The sequence below is a fragment of the Pseudomonas spartinae genome, from assembly GCF_965197125.1.
Classification (GTDB): domain Bacteria; phylum Pseudomonadota; class Gammaproteobacteria; order Pseudomonadales; family Pseudomonadaceae; genus Aquipseudomonas; species Aquipseudomonas composti_A.
In genome coordinates this window covers 231,337-247,687 of record NZ_CBDAMB010000001.1, presented here as the reverse complement: position 1 = coordinate 247,687, position 16,351 = coordinate 231,337, and the positions used below count along the sequence as shown (strand labels likewise).

The 16,351-nt window shown below is 63.6% G+C and carries 14 protein-coding genes and 1 pseudogene; 6 read left to right on the top strand and 9 right to left on the bottom strand.

The features are described 5' to 3' along the window. Positions 1 to 2 precede the first annotated feature (2 nt). The 4 genes and pseudogenes from ACN8M7_RS01190 to ACN8M7_RS01175 form a co-directional block, all read right to left on the bottom strand. On the bottom strand, positions 3 to 578 hold the full coding sequence (locus tag ACN8M7_RS01190) for a cob(I)yrinic acid a,c-diamide adenosyltransferase (protein ID WP_490259503.1): 576 nt from the start codon (positions 576 to 578) through the stop codon (positions 3 to 5). A 3-nt stretch (positions 579 to 581) separates the two neighbouring features. Next, positions 582 to 2,600 carry an ATP-binding protein gene (locus ACN8M7_RS01185; protein WP_061240632.1) on the bottom strand — a complete coding sequence of 673 codons (2,019 nt, stop codon included), beginning with the start codon at positions 2,598 to 2,600 and terminating at the stop codon, positions 582 to 584. A 71-nt stretch (positions 2,601 to 2,671) separates the two neighbouring features. Further along, a complete protein-coding gene (locus ACN8M7_RS01180; RefSeq protein ID WP_490259502.1) occupies positions 2,672 to 3,583 on the bottom strand; it encodes a putative 2-dehydropantoate 2-reductase in 912 nt (303 codons plus the stop codon). Further along, positions 3,580 to 4,545 (bottom strand): annotated as a pseudogene (locus tag ACN8M7_RS01175) (GGDEF domain-containing response regulator); the annotation flags it as partial. The pseudogene ACN8M7_RS01175 and the gene ACN8M7_RS01180, both read right to left, overlap by 4 nt. A gap of 135 nt (positions 4,546 to 4,680) precedes the next feature. On the opposite strand from ACN8M7_RS01175, the gene ACN8M7_RS01170 reads away from it, so the two are divergent. Continuing rightward, entirely contained in the window at positions 4,681 to 5,160 is a 480-nt protein-coding gene (locus ACN8M7_RS01170; RefSeq protein WP_061240635.1) for a YajQ family cyclic di-GMP-binding protein, read from the top strand. A gap of 103 nt (positions 5,161 to 5,263) precedes the next feature. Beyond that, the gene (locus tag ACN8M7_RS01165; RefSeq protein WP_061240636.1) at positions 5,264 to 6,091 is read left to right on the top strand and encodes a mechanosensitive ion channel family protein; all 828 of its coding nucleotides are present in this window, start codon (positions 5,264 to 5,266) and stop codon (positions 6,089 to 6,091) included. Positions 6,092 to 6,146: 55 nt separating this feature from the next. On the opposite strand, the gene ACN8M7_RS01160 is transcribed toward ACN8M7_RS01165, so the two are convergent. Continuing rightward, complete coding sequence (locus ACN8M7_RS01160; RefSeq protein WP_061240637.1) at positions 6,147 to 7,943, bottom strand: AmpG family muropeptide MFS transporter; 1,797 nt, start codon at positions 7,941 to 7,943, stop codon at positions 6,147 to 6,149. 39 nt (positions 7,944 to 7,982) lie between these two features. Next, the gene (locus ACN8M7_RS01155) at positions 7,983 to 8,357 is read right to left on the bottom strand and encodes an MGMT family protein (protein WP_490259501.1); all 375 of its coding nucleotides are present in this window, start codon (positions 8,355 to 8,357) and stop codon (positions 7,983 to 7,985) included. A gap of 16 nt (positions 8,358 to 8,373) precedes the next feature. On the opposite strand from ACN8M7_RS01155, the gene ACN8M7_RS01150 reads away from it, so the two are divergent. Both ACN8M7_RS01150 and ACN8M7_RS01145 read left to right on the top strand, forming a co-directional pair. Further along, a complete protein-coding gene (locus ACN8M7_RS01150) occupies positions 8,374 to 9,366 on the top strand; it encodes a DUF481 domain-containing protein (RefSeq protein ID WP_061240639.1) in 993 nt (330 codons plus the stop codon). A gap of 159 nt (positions 9,367 to 9,525) precedes the next feature. Beyond that, a complete protein-coding gene (locus ACN8M7_RS01145; protein ID WP_490259500.1) occupies positions 9,526 to 10,539 on the top strand; it encodes a DUF481 domain-containing protein in 1,014 nt (337 codons plus the stop codon). Positions 10,540 to 10,603: 64 nt separating this feature from the next. On the opposite strand, the gene ACN8M7_RS01140 is transcribed toward ACN8M7_RS01145, so the two are convergent. Next, complete coding sequence (locus ACN8M7_RS01140) at positions 10,604 to 11,866, bottom strand: uracil-xanthine permease family protein (RefSeq protein ID WP_061240641.1); 1,263 nt, start codon at positions 11,864 to 11,866, stop codon at positions 10,604 to 10,606. Between the two features lies 1 nt (position 11,867). After that, positions 11,868 to 12,506 carry a uracil phosphoribosyltransferase gene (gene upp / locus ACN8M7_RS01135; RefSeq protein ID WP_490259499.1) on the bottom strand — a complete coding sequence of 213 codons (639 nt, stop codon included), beginning with the start codon at positions 12,504 to 12,506 and terminating at the stop codon, positions 11,868 to 11,870. A gap of 238 nt (positions 12,507 to 12,744) precedes the next feature. Here upp and ACN8M7_RS01130 point away from each other — a divergent pair, with 238 nt between their 5' ends. Next, the gene (locus tag ACN8M7_RS01130; protein ID WP_061240642.1) at positions 12,745 to 13,302 is read left to right on the top strand and encodes a hypoxanthine-guanine phosphoribosyltransferase; all 558 of its coding nucleotides are present in this window, start codon (positions 12,745 to 12,747) and stop codon (positions 13,300 to 13,302) included. A 63-nt stretch (positions 13,303 to 13,365) separates the two neighbouring features. On the opposite strand, the gene dauA is transcribed toward ACN8M7_RS01130, so the two are convergent. Further along, a complete protein-coding gene (gene dauA / locus ACN8M7_RS01125) occupies positions 13,366 to 15,105 on the bottom strand; it encodes a C4-dicarboxylic acid transporter DauA (protein ID WP_490259498.1) in 1,740 nt (579 codons plus the stop codon). Positions 15,106 to 15,277: 172 nt separating this feature from the next. Here dauA and ACN8M7_RS01120 point away from each other — a divergent pair, with 172 nt between their 5' ends. After that, positions 15,278 to 15,565, top strand: a complete 288-nt coding sequence (locus ACN8M7_RS01120; RefSeq protein WP_061240644.1) for a PA4642 family protein — start codon at positions 15,278 to 15,280, stop codon at positions 15,563 to 15,565. Positions 15,566 to 16,351: the final 786 nt, after the last annotated feature.

Here is a 16,351-nt window from a genome sequence, read left to right as displayed (position 1 = left end):
GCTCAGGGCTTTTCGGCAGCCTTCCACAGCACTTCGTCGATGCCCTGGCGCTTGGCGATCACGCGGGCAGCGACGAACAGCAGGTCGGACAGGCGGTTGACATAGGCCAGGCCCTCGGCACGTAGCGGTTCCACTGCATTGAGGTGCTGACAGCGGCGTTCGCTGCTGCGCGCCAGGCTGCGGCAAACGTGAGCCTGGGCGATCAGCCTCGAGCCGCCGGGCAGGATGAAGTTTTCCAGCGGCCCGACCTCTTCGTTCCAGCTGTCGATGGCGGCCTCCAGGCGTTGCACTTCCACCTGCTGCAGAGCCTGATACTCGGGCATCGCCAGTTCGCCACCAAGGTCGAACAGTCGATGCTGGCAGGGGCTCAGCACTTCGCTGACCTCCTTGAGGCCTGGCCAGGTCGCGGCTGCCTCGTCCAGTTCGGCGAGCAACAGACCGAGCTGGCTGTTGAGGGTGTCCAGTTCGCCGATGGCCTCGATACGAGGATGATCCTTGCCGACACGGCGGCCGTCGGCCAGCCCGGTTTCGCCCTTGTCGCCGGTGCGGGTGTAGATCTTCGAGAGGCGAAAGCCCATGTCTTAGAGTCCTGTTTGGTCGGGCAGGGAGGCCAGCGGCAGGCGCAGGGTGAAACAGGTGCCGTGGCCGGGGGTGGAGTGCACCTCCATCTGCCCCTTGTGGTTATTGGTGATGATGAAATAGGAGACCGCCAGGCCCAGCCCGGTGCCCTGGCCAACCTCCTTGGTCGTGAAGAACGGCTCGAAGATGCGCTTGCGCACCGCCTCGCTCATGCCGATGCCGTTGTCTTCCACCTGTACTTCGGCCCAGCTGCCAGTTTGCCGCGTGCGCAGGATGATGCGGCCGGGCTCGCTGTCCTCGTCGCGTTGGTGAATGGCCTGGGCTGCGTTCTTCAGCAGGTTCAGCAGGACCTGCTCCAGCTCGTTGGCAGTGCCGGCCACCGGGCCCAGCTGCGGGTCGAACTGGCGCACGATCTCCAGGGTCTTGAAGTCGAAGCTGTCGGCCAGGTCGAAGTCGTTACCGGCGATCTCCAGCGCCTGATCGATCAGCGCCGGCAGATCGCAGGGCGATAGCTGGCGGTCGCTGCGCCGACTGAAACTGAGCATGTGGCTGACGATCTTGGCTGCGCGCTGGCCGGCATGCTGGATACCGTCGAGCAGGCGCGGCACTTCGCGCGCCTCCATGTAATGCTCGATGGCGTCCAGGCTGATGCCGGCCTGCTCGGCCTGCTCGAGGTTCCTTTCCAGCTCAGGAGACAGGCGCCGGCGGATGTTCTGCACGTTGTGCAGGATGGCGCCGAGCGGGTTGTTGATCTCGTGCGCCATGCCGGCGGCCAGGCCGCCGACGGAGAGCATCTTCTCCGACTGCACCATCATTTCCTCGAGGGCCAGACGCTGGGTGATGTCGTCGATACGAATCACCACGCCGCGGCCCGCGCCACCCATCAGTGGGTAGAAGGTCAGTGCGTAGTGGTGGGGTTCCTCGTCCTTGTGCCAGGTCACGCGCTCGATCTTTTCCACCCGGTGTTGCTCGGCGGTGCGCTTGAGCTTTGCGAGAAAGGGTTTCAGCGGCGGGAAGGCGAGGAACACCGGCTGGTTCAGCGCTTCTTCCAGGCGTGTGCCGGAGAGCGCGCTGGCCTCCTGATTCCACTGCGTGACGTAGAGCTGTTCGTCGAGCGCGATCAGCGCCGAGGGCATGGAGTCGATGATGCTGTTGAGGTAGTTCTGAAAACCGGTGAGCTTCTTCTCGATCTTGCTGCGCACCTGTACTTCCAACTCCAGCTTGCGGTTGGAGTGGCGGGTTTCCTCGGCCAGGCTCTGCGCCTGATCGAAGGCTTGCTGGGCGTCGTCGCGGGCGCGCTTGAGCTGCTGCTCGCGCGCTTCCATGCGCATCAGCATGGTGTTGAAGGCATCGGCCAGGCTGCCGATCTCGTCCTGATTGCCTCGATTGGCGCGCAGCGCATAGTTCTCTTCGCGGGTGACCTGACGCGAGAGCTCCTCCAGACGGCGGATCGGCTTGGTCACCAGGCGCTTGATCTGCCTGGCGACCAGCATCCACAGCAGCACGCTGAACGCCAGAATGACCAGGCTGGCGGTCAGCGTGCCGGTGTAGAAGGCGCCAGGGAGCTCGCTGGAGGCCACCAGCAGCAGGGCGCCGGGGCGACCGCTGGGATGTGGCAGGTCGACCAGCAGGTTGGTGCGAAAGGCCGTTTCGCGCCAGTTAGGCAACTGGCTGAGCTTCTGCGGCAGCTGTAGTTTTTCCCCGCGCTGCAATTGCGCCAGGCTATCGCCGTTGCTGTCGTAGATCACTGCGGCACGCAGCGGCGCGTATTCATCCAGGCGTGTGAGCAGGGTTTGCGCCGAGGCTGGCGAGTGCAGCGCCTCCTTGCTGAGTGTCGGGCTGGCGATGAGGCGGCCCAGGGTGTGCAGGGCTTGTGGCGCCATGCTCTCCTGAGTGATCCAGTAGGCCGCGCTGATGAACGCCAGATTGGCCACCAGCATCACTGCGGCGAGCAACACCAGCAGCGCGGCAAGCAGCTTGCGGCCAACCGGCAGGTTTTCGAGGCGCTGACGCAGTCTCATGAGCGTATCGCTGTGGCGAGTGGAAGCGGCAGGTTAGCGCGCCAGGAGGGTCATTGCCACGGCATGGCGCGTTAGTCCACGGGTAGGCCGTGTTCTTGCAGGTGCCGGACCAGGCGCTGTTGCAGGTGCTGCAGGTGGGGCAGGTGCACGCCATGGCGCTGCGCGGCGGCGCAGGCGTAGCCAAGCAGATAGGCGATCTCGGTACGGCGCCCCTGGGCGACGTCCTGGTGCATGGAAGAGTAGTTCGCCGCGGTGGCGGCTATCACCCGCTGCACGTCCTCATGCAGGTTTTCCGCAGCGGCCGGTTGACCGCAACGCTGCAGCAGTTCGCCGAGTTCGGCGCACAGGGTCGCGACTTCAGCCGGGTGCTGGGCCAGCTCACCGTTGCGGCAGTCATGCAGGACGGTGAGCGGGTTGATCGCGCAGTTCAGCGCCAGCTTGCGCCACAGGCGCGCAAGGATGTCAGGGCTCCACAGGTGCGTGATGCCGGCACGCTGCAGGTCTTCCAGCCAGACGGGTGGTCGCGGATCGCTCGGGTCACCTAGCCAGTTTTGCCCATTGCCGGCGAAGACCACCTGAAAGTCCGCAGGGCGAAAGGCGCCCTCGGTGCTAGAGACGAACAGACAGCGCTGTCTGTGCAGTCGCTGGGCGACTTGTTCCTGGCTGCCCAGTCCATTTTGCAACAGCAGCAGCTCGGCGTCGGGTGCCAGGCGTTCGGCGACGCTCGCGGCGGCGCTGGGCGCATCATAGGCCTTGCAGGCCAGCAGCAGGCGATGGATGGGCGTGTCCGCCTGCGGCAACTCGGCCGGGATGGCGTATTGCTGGGGCTGGCCTGCTTCGATCAGCGTCAGCCCACCAGCCTCGCGGTAGGCTTCGAGGCGCTGCCGGTTGCGCAGGATCAGCCTGACGGGCAGACCGGCACGGGCCAGGCGCGTGGCCCACAGACTGCCGAGGCTGCCGGCTCCGAGGACATGCCAGGTCACGGCAGAGGCAGACGCATGGCTGCGACCCGGCCGCTGGCGTAGGACTCGGCCAGCAGTTTCTCCGCATGCTTGATCAGCTGCTCGGGATCGGTGGGCAATGCCTTGGCGTCCAGTCCGACCAGGCTGATACCCGCCTTGAGGGTGATGAAGCCCTCGCTGGTCTTGAAGGCCTTGAGATTGAGGCCTTCGTGCAGGCGCTTGAAGCTGCTCGGCGAGCATTCGTGCAGGTCATCGAGCAGGGTGATCAGGCCGAAGTGGTTGTCGTCCAGGCGGGTCAGCACGTCCAGCGGCCTGACCAGCTGCTGCAGGCGGCGTGCTGCGCCATGCAGCAGTTCGTTGAAGAAACGGTCGCCATACTGGCTGCGCAGCTTGCCGGCTTCCTGCAAACCGATCAGCAGATAGCACACGGCACCGCCGCGCGACTCGATCTGACGCAGGCTGTCGGCCAGCTTCTGGCGCAGGTAGCGCGGGTTGCCCAGGCCGGTGAGCGGGTCGACCAGGTTGCGCCGCTCCAGACTGGCGATGTTCTGCGTCAGCATGCGGTTCTCGTGCAGCAGGCGCTGTAGCGTGTTGCACAGCCGGTCGGCGGCGTAGACGCGCGGCACCAGTTGCTCGTTCATCGCCGCCTTGCTGATGAAGTCGTCGACACCGCGGTCGAAGGCTTCGCCCAGGACGTTTTCGCCTTCCTTGCCGGTCAGCAGGATGACGTAGGTGTAGTGATCGGCGGTCTCGTCCAGCTGGCGTACCCGCGCAGTGAGTTCCAGGCCATCGATCTCGGGCATCAGCCAGTCGGCCAGCAGTACGCTGGCGGGGCGTTGCTCGAGCAGCTGCAGCGCCTCACTGGCGCTGCTGGCGAAACGTACGTCCTGGTAGCCGGCCTGGGTCAGTGCACGACCGATCATGGCGCTGGAGAACTTGGCGTCGTCCACCACCAGGATGCTGAGATGGGGGTTGGGCATGGTGCTGGCTCGCAGGCAAAGAGGAAGGACGCCAAACGGCGTGTATCAGTCTGGTTATAATGGGCCCGCCAAAGTTATCGTCAAGTCAGGCGCGCTCACTCCGTGAAGAGTATCGCGCCGTCCATCAGGAGCCCACTCATGCCTTCGTTCGACGTCGTGTCCGAACTGGACAAACACGAACTGACCAATGCGGTCGATAACGCCATCAAGGAGCTCGACCGCCGTTTCGATCTGCGCGGCAAGTGCAGCATCGAAAGCAAGGACAAGGCGCTTACCTTGACCGCCGAAGCCGAGTTCATGCTCGAGCAGATGCTCGATATCGTGCGCGGCAGCCTGGTCAAGCGCAAGATCGACTGTCAGTGCATGGAAACCAAGGAACCCTACGCATCGGGCAAGGTGATGAAGCAGGAGGTCACTTTCCGCGAGGGGATCGACAAGGAGCTGGCGAAGAAGATCGTCGCTCACATCAAGGACGCCAAGCTGAAAGTGCAGGCGGCCATTCAGGGAGAGCAGGTGCGTGTCACCGGCAAGAAACGCGATGACCTGCAGGAGGCGATCGCCGTGCTGCGCGGTCACGAGTTCGGCATGCCGCTGCAGTACAACAATTTCCGCGATTGAACCTTTGCGGCGCCAAGGCGTCGCACCCTAGGTTGATAGCATTTTGACCGCCATGGCATGCCATGGCGGTTTTGTTTCATGTACGGGAAAACAGGAGCACCCCATGGATATGAACGTCGACGAACTGGTCAAGCTGTCCGAGGCCTGGCTGCCGGTGGTTCTGGAGTACAGCGGCAAGCTGGCTCTGGCCGTGGTCACGCTGCTGATCGGCTGGTGGCTGATCAGCCGTCTCACCTCCACCATCGGTGGCTTGCTCGAAGCGCGCAAGGTCGACCGCGCGCTGAGCAGTTTCATCGGCAGCCTGGTCAGCATCGTGCTGCGCATTCTGCTGTTGATCAGCGTGGCCTCGATGATCGGTGTGGAGACGACTTCCTTCATCGCCATGATCGGTGCGGCGGGTCTGGCCATCGGTCTGGCGTTGCAGGGCAGCCTGGCCAACTTCGCCGGTGGCGTACTGATCATGTTGTTCCGGCCATTTCGCGCGGGCGACTGGATCGAGGCTCAGGGGGTTTCCGGGAGCGTCGACCACATCCAGATCTTCCATACCACGCTGAAGACGGCGGACAACAAGGTGGTGATCGTGCCCAATGGCAGCCTGTCCAATGGTCACATCACCAACTATTCGCGTGAGCCGCGTCGTCGTGCCGATATCAACATCGGTATCGACTACTCCAGCGATATCAAGCGGGCGCGGGAGGTGTTGCTGGAGATCGCCCAGGATCCGCGGGTGCAGGCCGATCCGGCGCCGGTGGTGTTCGTGACCGGGCTGGGTGACAGCGCGGTGAATCTCTCGTTGCGTGTTTGGGTGGCGACCGGCGACTTCTGGCCGGTGACTTTCGCCTTTACCGAGCTGGCCAAGGAGCGTCTGACCGAAGCCGGGATCGGCATTCCGTTTCCGCAGCGCGTGGTGCACCTGGCCAAGGCCGAGTGAGACGCGATGCAACGAAAAAGCCCCGGTCGATCCGGGGCTTTTTTCTGTCTGTCGATCAGGCCTTTTCGGCCGCAGGTGGTGTCGGCTCGAGCAGCGCTTGGCGTTTGTCGCGGCGCCACTGGATGACGATGAGCAGCAGCGTGGGGATGCCCATCAATGCGGTGGCGAGGAAGAAGTGTGCATAACCGAGGTTTTCCACCATTACGCCGGAGTAGCCGCCGATCAGGCGCGGTAGCAGCAGCATGATGGAGCTGAGCAGGGCGTATTGGGTGGCGGAGAACTTCAGGTTGGTCAGGCTCGACAGATAGGCTACGAACGCCGAGGTGGCCAGGCCTGCGCTGAAGTTGTCGCAGCTGATGGTGACGACCAGCATGTTCAGATGCGCGCCCATGCCCACCAGGGCCATGAACAGCAGGTTGGTCGCCGCCGAGGCTGCGGCGCCGATCAGCAGAATCGGCATGATGCCGAAACGCACGATCAGCAGCCCCCCGGCGCCGGCGCCGAGCAGGGTCATCACCAGGCCGAAGACCTTGCTGACGCTGGCGATCTGCTCCTTGGTGAAGCCCTGGTCGATGTAGAAGACGTTGGCCATCACCCCCATCACGGTATCGGACAGGCGATAGGTGGCGATCAGGCTGAGCAACAGCAGCGCCTGCCAGCGATAACGCACGATGAAGTCGTTGATCGGTGTGAGCACCGGCGCCATGCCGCCCCAGAACAGGCTGGATATCGACAGGCTGGTGAGCAAGGTATAGAGCAATGCGCGCAGGAAGGCGCGGTCGTAGTACAGCAGGTCCTGCAGGCTCAGCTGGCCCTGGAAGAACAGGTTGAGGTCGCTTTCGTAGAACTGGGTGACCATCGCTGGAATGGCGATCAGCAGGATGATCAGCAGCAGTACGGACAACAGCTGATGGAAGAAGCCGTACTTCGCCGCCGCGGTTTTCAGCACCGGTGCCAGGCCGCCCCAGAACAAGCCGGACGCGCAGACGCAGGCCAGGGTGCTGTAGAGCATGGCGCGCAGGAAGGCGCGATCGTTGTAGAGCAGTTCCTGCATGCTGACGTCGCCGACCACCATCGCTACCAGATCGCTCTGGTAGAACTGGATGAACATGGTCGGCACGGAGATGACCAGTACGATCACTGCACTGATCGCCAGCAACTGATGGAAGAATCCGTGCTTGGGTGGGGCGGCCTGAATGTGCGGTGGTGCCGGTGGCTCGCGCATCCAGATCGAGGTGAGCAGGCCCGGCAGCATCAGCAGCGCGAACACCAGGTAGGTGCCGGCCCAGGCGCTGAACTGGTAGTCCTTGGCGGTCGAACCGAAACCCTCGGCAAAGTACAGCGCACCGGCGGTGGCCAGCAGTGCGGCGACGCGGTAGCCGGTCATGTAGGCAGCAGCCAGCGCGGCCTGGTGTTCGTCGCCGAGAATCTCCAGGCGATAGGCGTCGACGGCGATGTCCTGGGTGGCCGAGGCGAACGCCACCAGTACGGCCAGGGCGACCAGCGCGGACAGGTGTGTCTGCGGATCGTAGTTGGCCATGCCGATCAGGCCGATGGCGACCAGCCCCTGTGACAACACCAGCCACGAGCGGCGCCGGCCGAGCTTGCCCAGCAGCGGCAGGCGCCACTGGTCGAGCATCGGCGCCCACACCCATTTGAAGGCATAGGCCAGGCCGATGAGGCTGGCGAAACCGATGGTTTCGCGCGCCACACCGGCTTCGCGCAGCCATACCGAGAGCGTCGAGAACACCAGCATGTAGGGCAGGCCGGCGGCGAACCCCAGAAGCAGAAGAGCCAGTGTGGCGGGATTGGCATAGGTGGCGAGGGCTTCTCGCCAGGATTTGCGTGGCATCAGGCTCGAATCTGGGGTGGAAAATGAATAGCGCGCACTCTAACTGCTGTGCTCCATCGGGCGCCAGCCGTGACGACGCATATCCACACGTTCGTTCAGGATGCTGATGCCCTCTGCGCGCAGGCGCGCCCGTTGTTCGGCGCCGGAAGGGCTACCTGCGGCCAGGCTCAGGCGGCCGCCAGCGGCGATCACCCGATGCCAGGGCAGCGTGGTGCCATCCGGCAACTGGCTGAGCGTGCGCCCGACCCAGCGCGCGGCGCGGCCCAGGCCAGCCAGCTGCGCCAGCTCACCGTAGCTGACGACCTTGCCTGGCGGCACTTGCGCCAGCACCAGATACAGCGCTTCACGGCGCGCCTCGAGGCTTGCCGGTGGCGGTGCCGGCCATGCAGACTCTGGCGGTTTCGTCTTGCTCATAGGATGCATCCTTAACATGCGCGTACTGGTCGCCTTGTTCCTCATTGCCCTGGCTGTCCCGGTCTGGGCCGATACCGTCTGGCTGGACAACGGTGATCGTCTCAGCGGTGACATCATTTTGCTCGACGGCGGCAAGCTGGCGCTCAAGACCAAATACGCCGGCCAGGTACTGATCGACTGGAAGGATATCGATACCCTCAGTTCGGACAAGCCTCTGCTGGTGCGCCGCAGCGGTTTCGACAACGAACGCAGCGAAAGGTTGGCCGCCGCCGGCAGCGGCATGGTCCGGGTTCAGGGTGAGCGCGAGTACACCTTGCCGCTGGCGCAGATCAAGCGGCTGGTGCCGCCACGGCCGTTGCTCGAGGACCGCCTCTGGGAAGGCAACCTCGACGCCAAGCTGGACATGAAGCGCAACCAGAACGACGTTGACGAGTGGAAGCTCAAGGGCAACACGCGGGTCGAACATGGGCGTTGGCGGCATGTGCTCAGTGGCGAGCTGGAGCGTGAAACCAAGAACGACAGGAAGGTCGAGGACAACTGGGAGCTGGAGTACGACCTTGATCGCTTTTTCACCGAGCACTGGTTCTGGCGGGTGGGGGCGCAGCAGGCCGAGGATGAGTTCGAGACCGTCGACCGCCAGCGCATCGTCGGCACCGGGCCCGGGTATCGCTTCTGGGACGATGAACTGGGGCGCTTCGATCTGATCGGCCAGTTCAATCGTGTGCGCCTGGAGTCGGACGTCGCCGACCTGGCCTTCAACACCACCTCGCTGGAGCTGGACTACAAACGCCTGCTGTGGGGCACGCGGCTGGAGTTCTATGCCAACGCCGAACTGCAGGTCCCGCACATCGACGAGATCGATTATGTGCTCGATAGCGAGTTCGGCCTGCGCTATCGCCTCAACCAGTGGGCCCGCCTGTCGCTGCTCTATGAGCTGGATCAGCTGCGCGCGCAGGGGCAGACCGTGTCGGACCGGCATTACCTGATCGGTGTGGGCGTCGGCTGGTGAGACCTCTCGGCGCAGCAGCATTCGACAGGGCGCCGCCCGACGGATCGCCGCCCGACGGAAAAAGCTGAACTCTGCGTATCCTGGTCGGTCAGCTGTTGCTCTCGCGCCGGGGTTGCGGATAATGCCCGGCTTTCGCCCACCAACGCCCTTGCCCAACTTATGTCGCGCTCTACATCGCTGTCCCTGCTAGGCCTGAGCATCGCTCTGTGCAGTTCCGCCGCTTTCGCCGATACCGTCTGGTTGAAGAACGGTGACCGTCTCTCCGGCACCATCCGCTTCTTCGATGGCAGCAGACTGCTGCTGGAAACCGACTACGGCGGCTCCATCCCGCTGGACTGGAAGAAAATCGCCACCCTGGAGAGTGACCACGAGTTGCTGGTCAAGCTCGGGCCGGTGGAGGGTGAGCGTGCCAAGTCGCTGCTGGCCGCCGAGCCTGGCAAGGTCACGCTGGCCAATGGCGAGGCGCCGAAGACCATCGAGTTGACGCAGATCGAGCAGATCATGAAGCCCAAGCCGCTGGTGGAGGATTTCACCTGGAAGGGCAACATCGACCTGGGGCTGGACTACAAGCGCGGTGAGCGCGACTCCGATGACTATGACGTCGACATCAAGACCCAGGCCCGTCACGGCCGCTGGCGGCACAACGCGCTCGCCGAGTACAACCGCGAGCTGAAAGATGACGTGGTCAGCACCGACAACTGGAATGCCGAGTACGCACTCGACCGCTTCCTCACGGAAAAGTGGTTCTGGCAGGGGCGGTTCGAGTACAAGCGCGATCGCATCGAGGAGGTGGAGCGTCAGCGCACCCTCGGTACCGGTCCCGGTTATCAGTTCTGGGATGATGAGCTGGGTGCGTTTTCCATCGCCACCCTGGCCAACCGTAGCGATTACCGCTACAGCAATGGCGAGCAGGATCGCTTCTACGCCATGAGCGTGAAGTGGGACTACAACCGCTACCTGGTCGGCAAGACTGTCCAGCTGTTCAGCGTCGGCGAGGTTGGCCGGCCGCTCAGTGGCGCGGCTGACTACAGCCTGGATGCCGAGATCGGCCTGCGCTACAAGGTGACCGACTGGGCCTCGCTGAACATGAAGGCCGAGAAGGACATGGTCAGTGGCGCCGAGGGTGATCTGGATGAAACCCGCTACACCCTGGGTTTCGGCGTTGGCTGGTAAGTTCTGACGTCGTTGCATACGAAAAAGCCCGCGATCATCGCGGGCTTTTTCTTGGGCGGCGAAATCACGCCTCTTCCGTGTCCCGTTTGCGCCAGCCGTCGCCGCCTGGCAGTACCAGGTTGAGCAGCAGGGCGCTGATGGCGCACAGGGAAATGCCCGACAGGGCGAATTCCTTGCCGCCGATGACCATGCCGCCGATGCCGAACACCAGAGTCACCGATACGATGATCAGGTTGCGGGCTTCCGACAGGTCGACCTGATGGCGGATCAGGGTGTTGAGGCCAACCACAGCGATGGAGCCGAACAGCAGGCAGAGAATGCCGCCCATCACTGGTACCGGAATGCTTTGCAGGGCGACACCGAATTTGCCGATGAAGGCCAGGGCGATGGCGAACACCGCTGCCCAGGTCATGATCTTCGGGTTGTAGCTCTTGGTCAGCATCACTGCGCCGGTGACTTCGGCGTAGGTGGTGTTGGGTGGGCCGCCGAACAAACCGGCTGCCGAGGTGGCCAGACCGTCGCCGAGCAGGGTGCGATGCAGGCCGGGCTGCTTGACGAAGTTCTTGCCGGTGACGTTACCGATCGCCACTACGCCGCCGATGTGCTCGATGGCCGGTGCCAGGGCTACCGGCACCATATAGAGGATGGCGCCCCAGTGCAGTTCTGGTGCGATGAACTTCGGCACGGCCAGCCAGGACGCCTGGTGCACGGCGCTGGTGTCGATCACCCCAAGCAGGGCAGCGATGGCGCAGCCGACCGCGATGCCGGCGAGGATCGGCACCAGGCGGAAGATGCCGCGCCCCAGCACCGCGACCAGCAGGGTGGTGATCAGTGCCGGCATCGAAATCATCATCGCGGTGCTGTACGGCACCAGTTCGACGCTGCCGTCCCCGGCCTTGCCCATGGCCATGTTGACCGCCACGGGCGACAGCGCCAGGCCGATGGAAATGATCACGGGGGCGATCACCACTGGCGGCAGCAGGCGGTCGATGAAGCTCGGACCGCGCAGTTTGACCACCATCGACAGCAGGATGTAGACCAGGCCCGCCGCGATGATCCCGCCCATCACGGCCGGTAGGCCGAATTCGCCCTTGGCCGCCAGAATCGGCGCGATGAAGGCGAAGCTGGAGGCCAGGAACACCGGCACCTGACGCTTGGTCACCAGTTGGAACAGGAGGGTGCCGATACCGGCGGTGAACAGGGCGACGTTAGGGTCCATGCCGGTGATCAGCGGCATCAGCACCAGGGCGCCGAAGGCCACGAACAGCATCTGTGCCCCGGAAATGCCCTGGCGCCAAAGCGGATCCTTGAATTCCGTCTGCGACATGTCAGGCGTCCTTCTGCTTGGTGCCGAAGATCTTGTCGCCGGCATCGCCCAGGCCCGGAATGATGTAGCCGTGCTCGTTCAGGCAGTGATCGATGGAGGCGGTGAAGATGGTCACGTCCGGGTGAGCCTGCTCGACGGCCTTGATGCCTTCCGGAGCGGCAACCAGCACCATGGCGCGAATGTCCTTGCAGCCGGCTTTTTTCAGCAGATCGATGGTGGCGACCATCGAGCCGCCGGTGGCCAGCATCGGGTCGATGATCAGTGCCAGGCGCGAGTCGATTTCCGGCGCGAGCTTTTCCAGGTAGGTGTGCGCTTCGAGGGTTTCTTCGTTGCGCGCGACGCCCACGGCGCTGACCTTGGCGCCGGGGATCAGGCTGAGCACGCCGTCGAGCATGCCGATGCCGGCACGCAGGATGGGCACCACGGTGATTTTCTTGCCGGCTATCTTCTCGACCTGCACGGTGCCTGCCCAGCCTTCGATGTCGTAGGTTTCCAATGGCAGGTCGTTGGTGGCTTCATAGGTCAGCAGGGCGCCCACTTCCTGGGCCAGCTCACGGAAATTCTTGGTGCTGATATCGGCGCGGCGCATCAGGCCGATCTTGTGACGGATCAGCGGGTGGCGGATCTCGCGAGTGGGCATGGGCTGGGATCTCCAACGGGGCTCTGGGAAAAATCGCGTTAGATTAAAGCATTGCTCATGCCAAGTGGTGGGTGACTGATGAGTCACAGCGTCCTGCGCTGCGCATCGGCTACGCTGGTCAGGCGATACTTGGCAAGTGCTGCACGGGTCTGTACCTTTGCCCGCTTTTATTTGACGACTCGATCAGCTTTCAGGCTGTTCGCCGCCATTCATCAGTCCGATCAAGAGAGAGCTCATCATGTCCGCCGATCTCGCGCACATTCGCCAAATCATGGCGGAAGCCGACTGCCTGTTCACCGAAGCCGAGGTGGAAGCGGCCATCGACAAGGTCGCCAGCCAGATCAACGCCGAGCTGGCCGAGTGCAATCCGGTGGTGTTCTGCGTAATGAACGGCGGCCTGATCTTCGCCGGCAAGCTGCTGACCAAGCTGAACTTCCCGCTGGAAGCGTCCTACCTGCACGCCACGCGCTACCGCAATGAAACCAGCGGTGGCGAGCTGTTCTGGAAGGCCAAGCCGGAAGTCTCCTTCATCGACCGCGACGTGCTGATCATCGACGACATCCTCGACGAAGGGCACACCCTGGGCGCGATCATCGATTTCTGCCGGCACGCTGGCGCACGTGCCGTGCACACCGCCGTGCTGATCGACAAGGAACATGACCGCAAGGCGCGCCCTGATCTGAAGGCCGATTACATGGGCCTGCAGTGCATCGACCGTTACATCTTCGGTTACGGCATGGACTACAAGGGCTACTGGCGCAACGCCGCTGGCATCTTCGCGGTCAAGGGGCTGTAAGCCTCTTTATCCTGATCCTTGCGTGCGGCGTACTGCGCCCTCTTGTTCGCTGTTTGGCGCACCCTAGTCGGATGGCGTCTCTTGCGCTGCGTCATCCAGCCAGCGCAGGGCTTTCTCCCGCGCCTGCGGCAGATCACGCACATAAGCCAGCTGCCCGGCACGCCGGTGAATGCCGGCGCGGCGCAGCTGCAGCCGGACCTGCGCAGTGGGGCCGCTGAGAATCAGGGCGATGCCCTGCTGGCGATAGTCACGTAGCACGTTGTCCAGTGCTGCCAGGGCGGTCATGTCCAGCAGTGGCACGGCGCTGATGTCGACGATGACGATCCTTACCCCCGGGGTGAAACGTCGCAGCACGCTCAGCGCCTTTTCTGCCGCGCCGAAGAACAGCGGGCCGCGAATGGCGTAGGCCAGCACATGCGCGGGCAGGTCACGCAGGGCTTCTCGCTGTTGACGGCTCAGCGCTGCAGTATCGGTCAGTTCGCTCATGCGCTTGATGAACAGCCCGGCCGCCAGCAGCAGGCCGACGCCGACGGCCAGCACCATGTCGAACAGCACCGTCAGCACCAGGCAGGTCAGCAGTACCAGCACGTCGCTGCGTGGAGCGATGCGCAGGGTATGGACCACATGCTGGGGCTCGCTCATGTTCCACGCCACCATCAGCAGCAGCGCGGCCAGGGCCGCCATGGGCAGATAGCTGAACAATGGGGCGAGCAGCAGAATCGCCGCCAGCACCACGCCTGCATGCACCAGTGCCGCCACGGGAGAAAAGGCGCCTGCCCGCACGTTGGCTGCCGTGCGGGCGATGGCGGCGGTGGCGGTAATGCCGCCAAAGAAAGGAGCGGCCAGGTTGCCCAGGCCCTGGCCGATCAGTTCGGCATTGGGATCATGTTTGCTGCCGGTCATGCCATCGGCGACGACGGCGCACAGCAGTGACTCGATGGCGCCGAGCATGGCGATGGCGAAGGCTGGCGCCAGCAGCTGGCGGATCAGCTCGAATGACAGCACCAGTGGTTGGCCGTCGGCGCCCGGCAGATTCCAGGGCAGCGCCAGGTCCGGCAGGAAAGGCGGGATGCCGGGATACTCGATGCCATCGAGCTGATAGCTGAAGCGCTCGCCCAGCGTCGCCACATGCAGGCCCAGCTGTTCCAGGGCAAGCGCGAGCAGGGCGCCGATCGCCAGGGCGACCAGATGCGCGGGAATCTTCGGCACCAGGCGCGGCCAGATCAACAGTGTTGCCAGGCATGCGACGCCGACCAGGCTGTCGCCAAGCTGCAGGCCGGGCAGGGCGTGAATCAACAGGTTCACCTGCTCCAGCAGGTGCTGGGGAGTGCCGGCCAGGTGCAGGCCGAACAGGTCCTTGATCTGCAGGACGGCGATGACGATGCCGATACCGGCGGTAAAGCCCAGGGTCACCGGATAAGGCACGAACTCGATCAGGCGTCCGGCGCGCAGCAGACCCATGGCGATCAGGATCACGCCGGCCATCAGCGTACACAGCAGCAATCCGCCGAGGCCGTATTGCTGAGTGATCGGCAGCAGGATCACCACGAAGGCGGCGGTGGGGCCGGATATGTTGAAGCGCGAGCCGCCGCATAGCGCGATCAGGGGCGCGGCGATCAGCACGGTGTAGAGGCCGTGCTGCGGCGCCACGCCCACAGCGATGGCCAGTGCCATGGCCAGCGGAATGGCGATGATGCCGACCGTCAGGCCGGCGCTGAGGTCGCCGCGCAGGGCCTTCCAGGAGTAGCCCGCGCGCAGGGTTTGGCGCCAGGCGGCGAACAGCGGTAACGATGGTCGTGACATGCTGGCTTCCTAATGGCTTGGCGCATTATAGGGGCCAGTTTGCACGGCGCGGCATGACCTAGGTCGGCTGTCGTGTCGATTTTTCGCGTGTTAGCCTGCCGGGCTGTGCGTTGAGCCGCGCGCAGCTCGGCGGTACACTGCCGGCCCTCTGTAATGTTGGCGGGAGCGGGCGATGCGTAAAGACAAGAAGCAGGTGATTGGCGAAGAAATCAGCGATGACTCGGTCAAGCTGTTCCTTGCGGTGGAACCGGCGGATGCCACGCCGCCTTCGCTGCATAAGCTGGTCAAGGCTTATCGCGGTCTGCGTGTCGATGACTTCGAGCGTTTTGTGGGTTTCTTCAAAGCCGCAGGCTACGACCTCGCGGCTACTGATGCGCAGGGCCATGACTTTATCGCGTTGATTCAGGATCAGCGCAACGCCGAGCCTTATATCGAAGTGATCAAGGCCGCTCGCGGCTGACCTTCGCCGTATCGAAAATGCCTGCTTCCTTGCGGAGGCGGGCATTTTTTATGGTTCTTCGCGTTCTCGTGGGGACGATACGCTTGACACCGGACTGGCAAGTTTGTGTGCGGATCGCTTACTGACTTAGCACTATCCGTCACCGTGTTTACTGAGCGTTTGGGTTGCGCCCCTTACGGGCGCCACACCTTTCTTGCTTGCCCAAGAAAGGTGTGCCAAAGAAGGGCACCCCGGCATCCGGGTTTCGCTACGCGAAACTTCCCTCGTTCCAGTGCTGCTCCGGGGGGCGGCTTACAAGGGCCGTCCCTGGCCCTTTAAGCCTCTCGCCGCATCCATGCGGCTCGTCCCCCTACGCAACACCTCCACTCGGCCTGCTGAAGGGGACCAGGTCGCGAGCTTGCGACATCTCCGGAAGACCAAAGTCGGCAGCGTTTAGCTTTTGCTCTTGAAGTGCGATCTCACAGACGACGCCCAAGTCCCCCTTCAGGAGGCCGAGTGGAATCACCGTGGAAGGGGTTGAGCGACATGGATGTCGCGAGAGCTGCGATGGGCCAGGGATGGCCCTTCGCAGCGTGCCCCTGGAACGGTTATGGAAGGAGGGAACCCCGGCGCAGCCGGGGCCGTATGCAGGGGTGTGTTTCTTTGCTTACTTTCTTTGCACAAGCAAAGAAAGTAAGTCGCCCGTAAGGGGCGAAACCCATCAGACCAGGCCGCGCGCTAATGGAGAGTGCCAGGTCATCGACAGCTAACACGTAATTGCCAGTCCGGTGTCAGCCCGCACTTTCC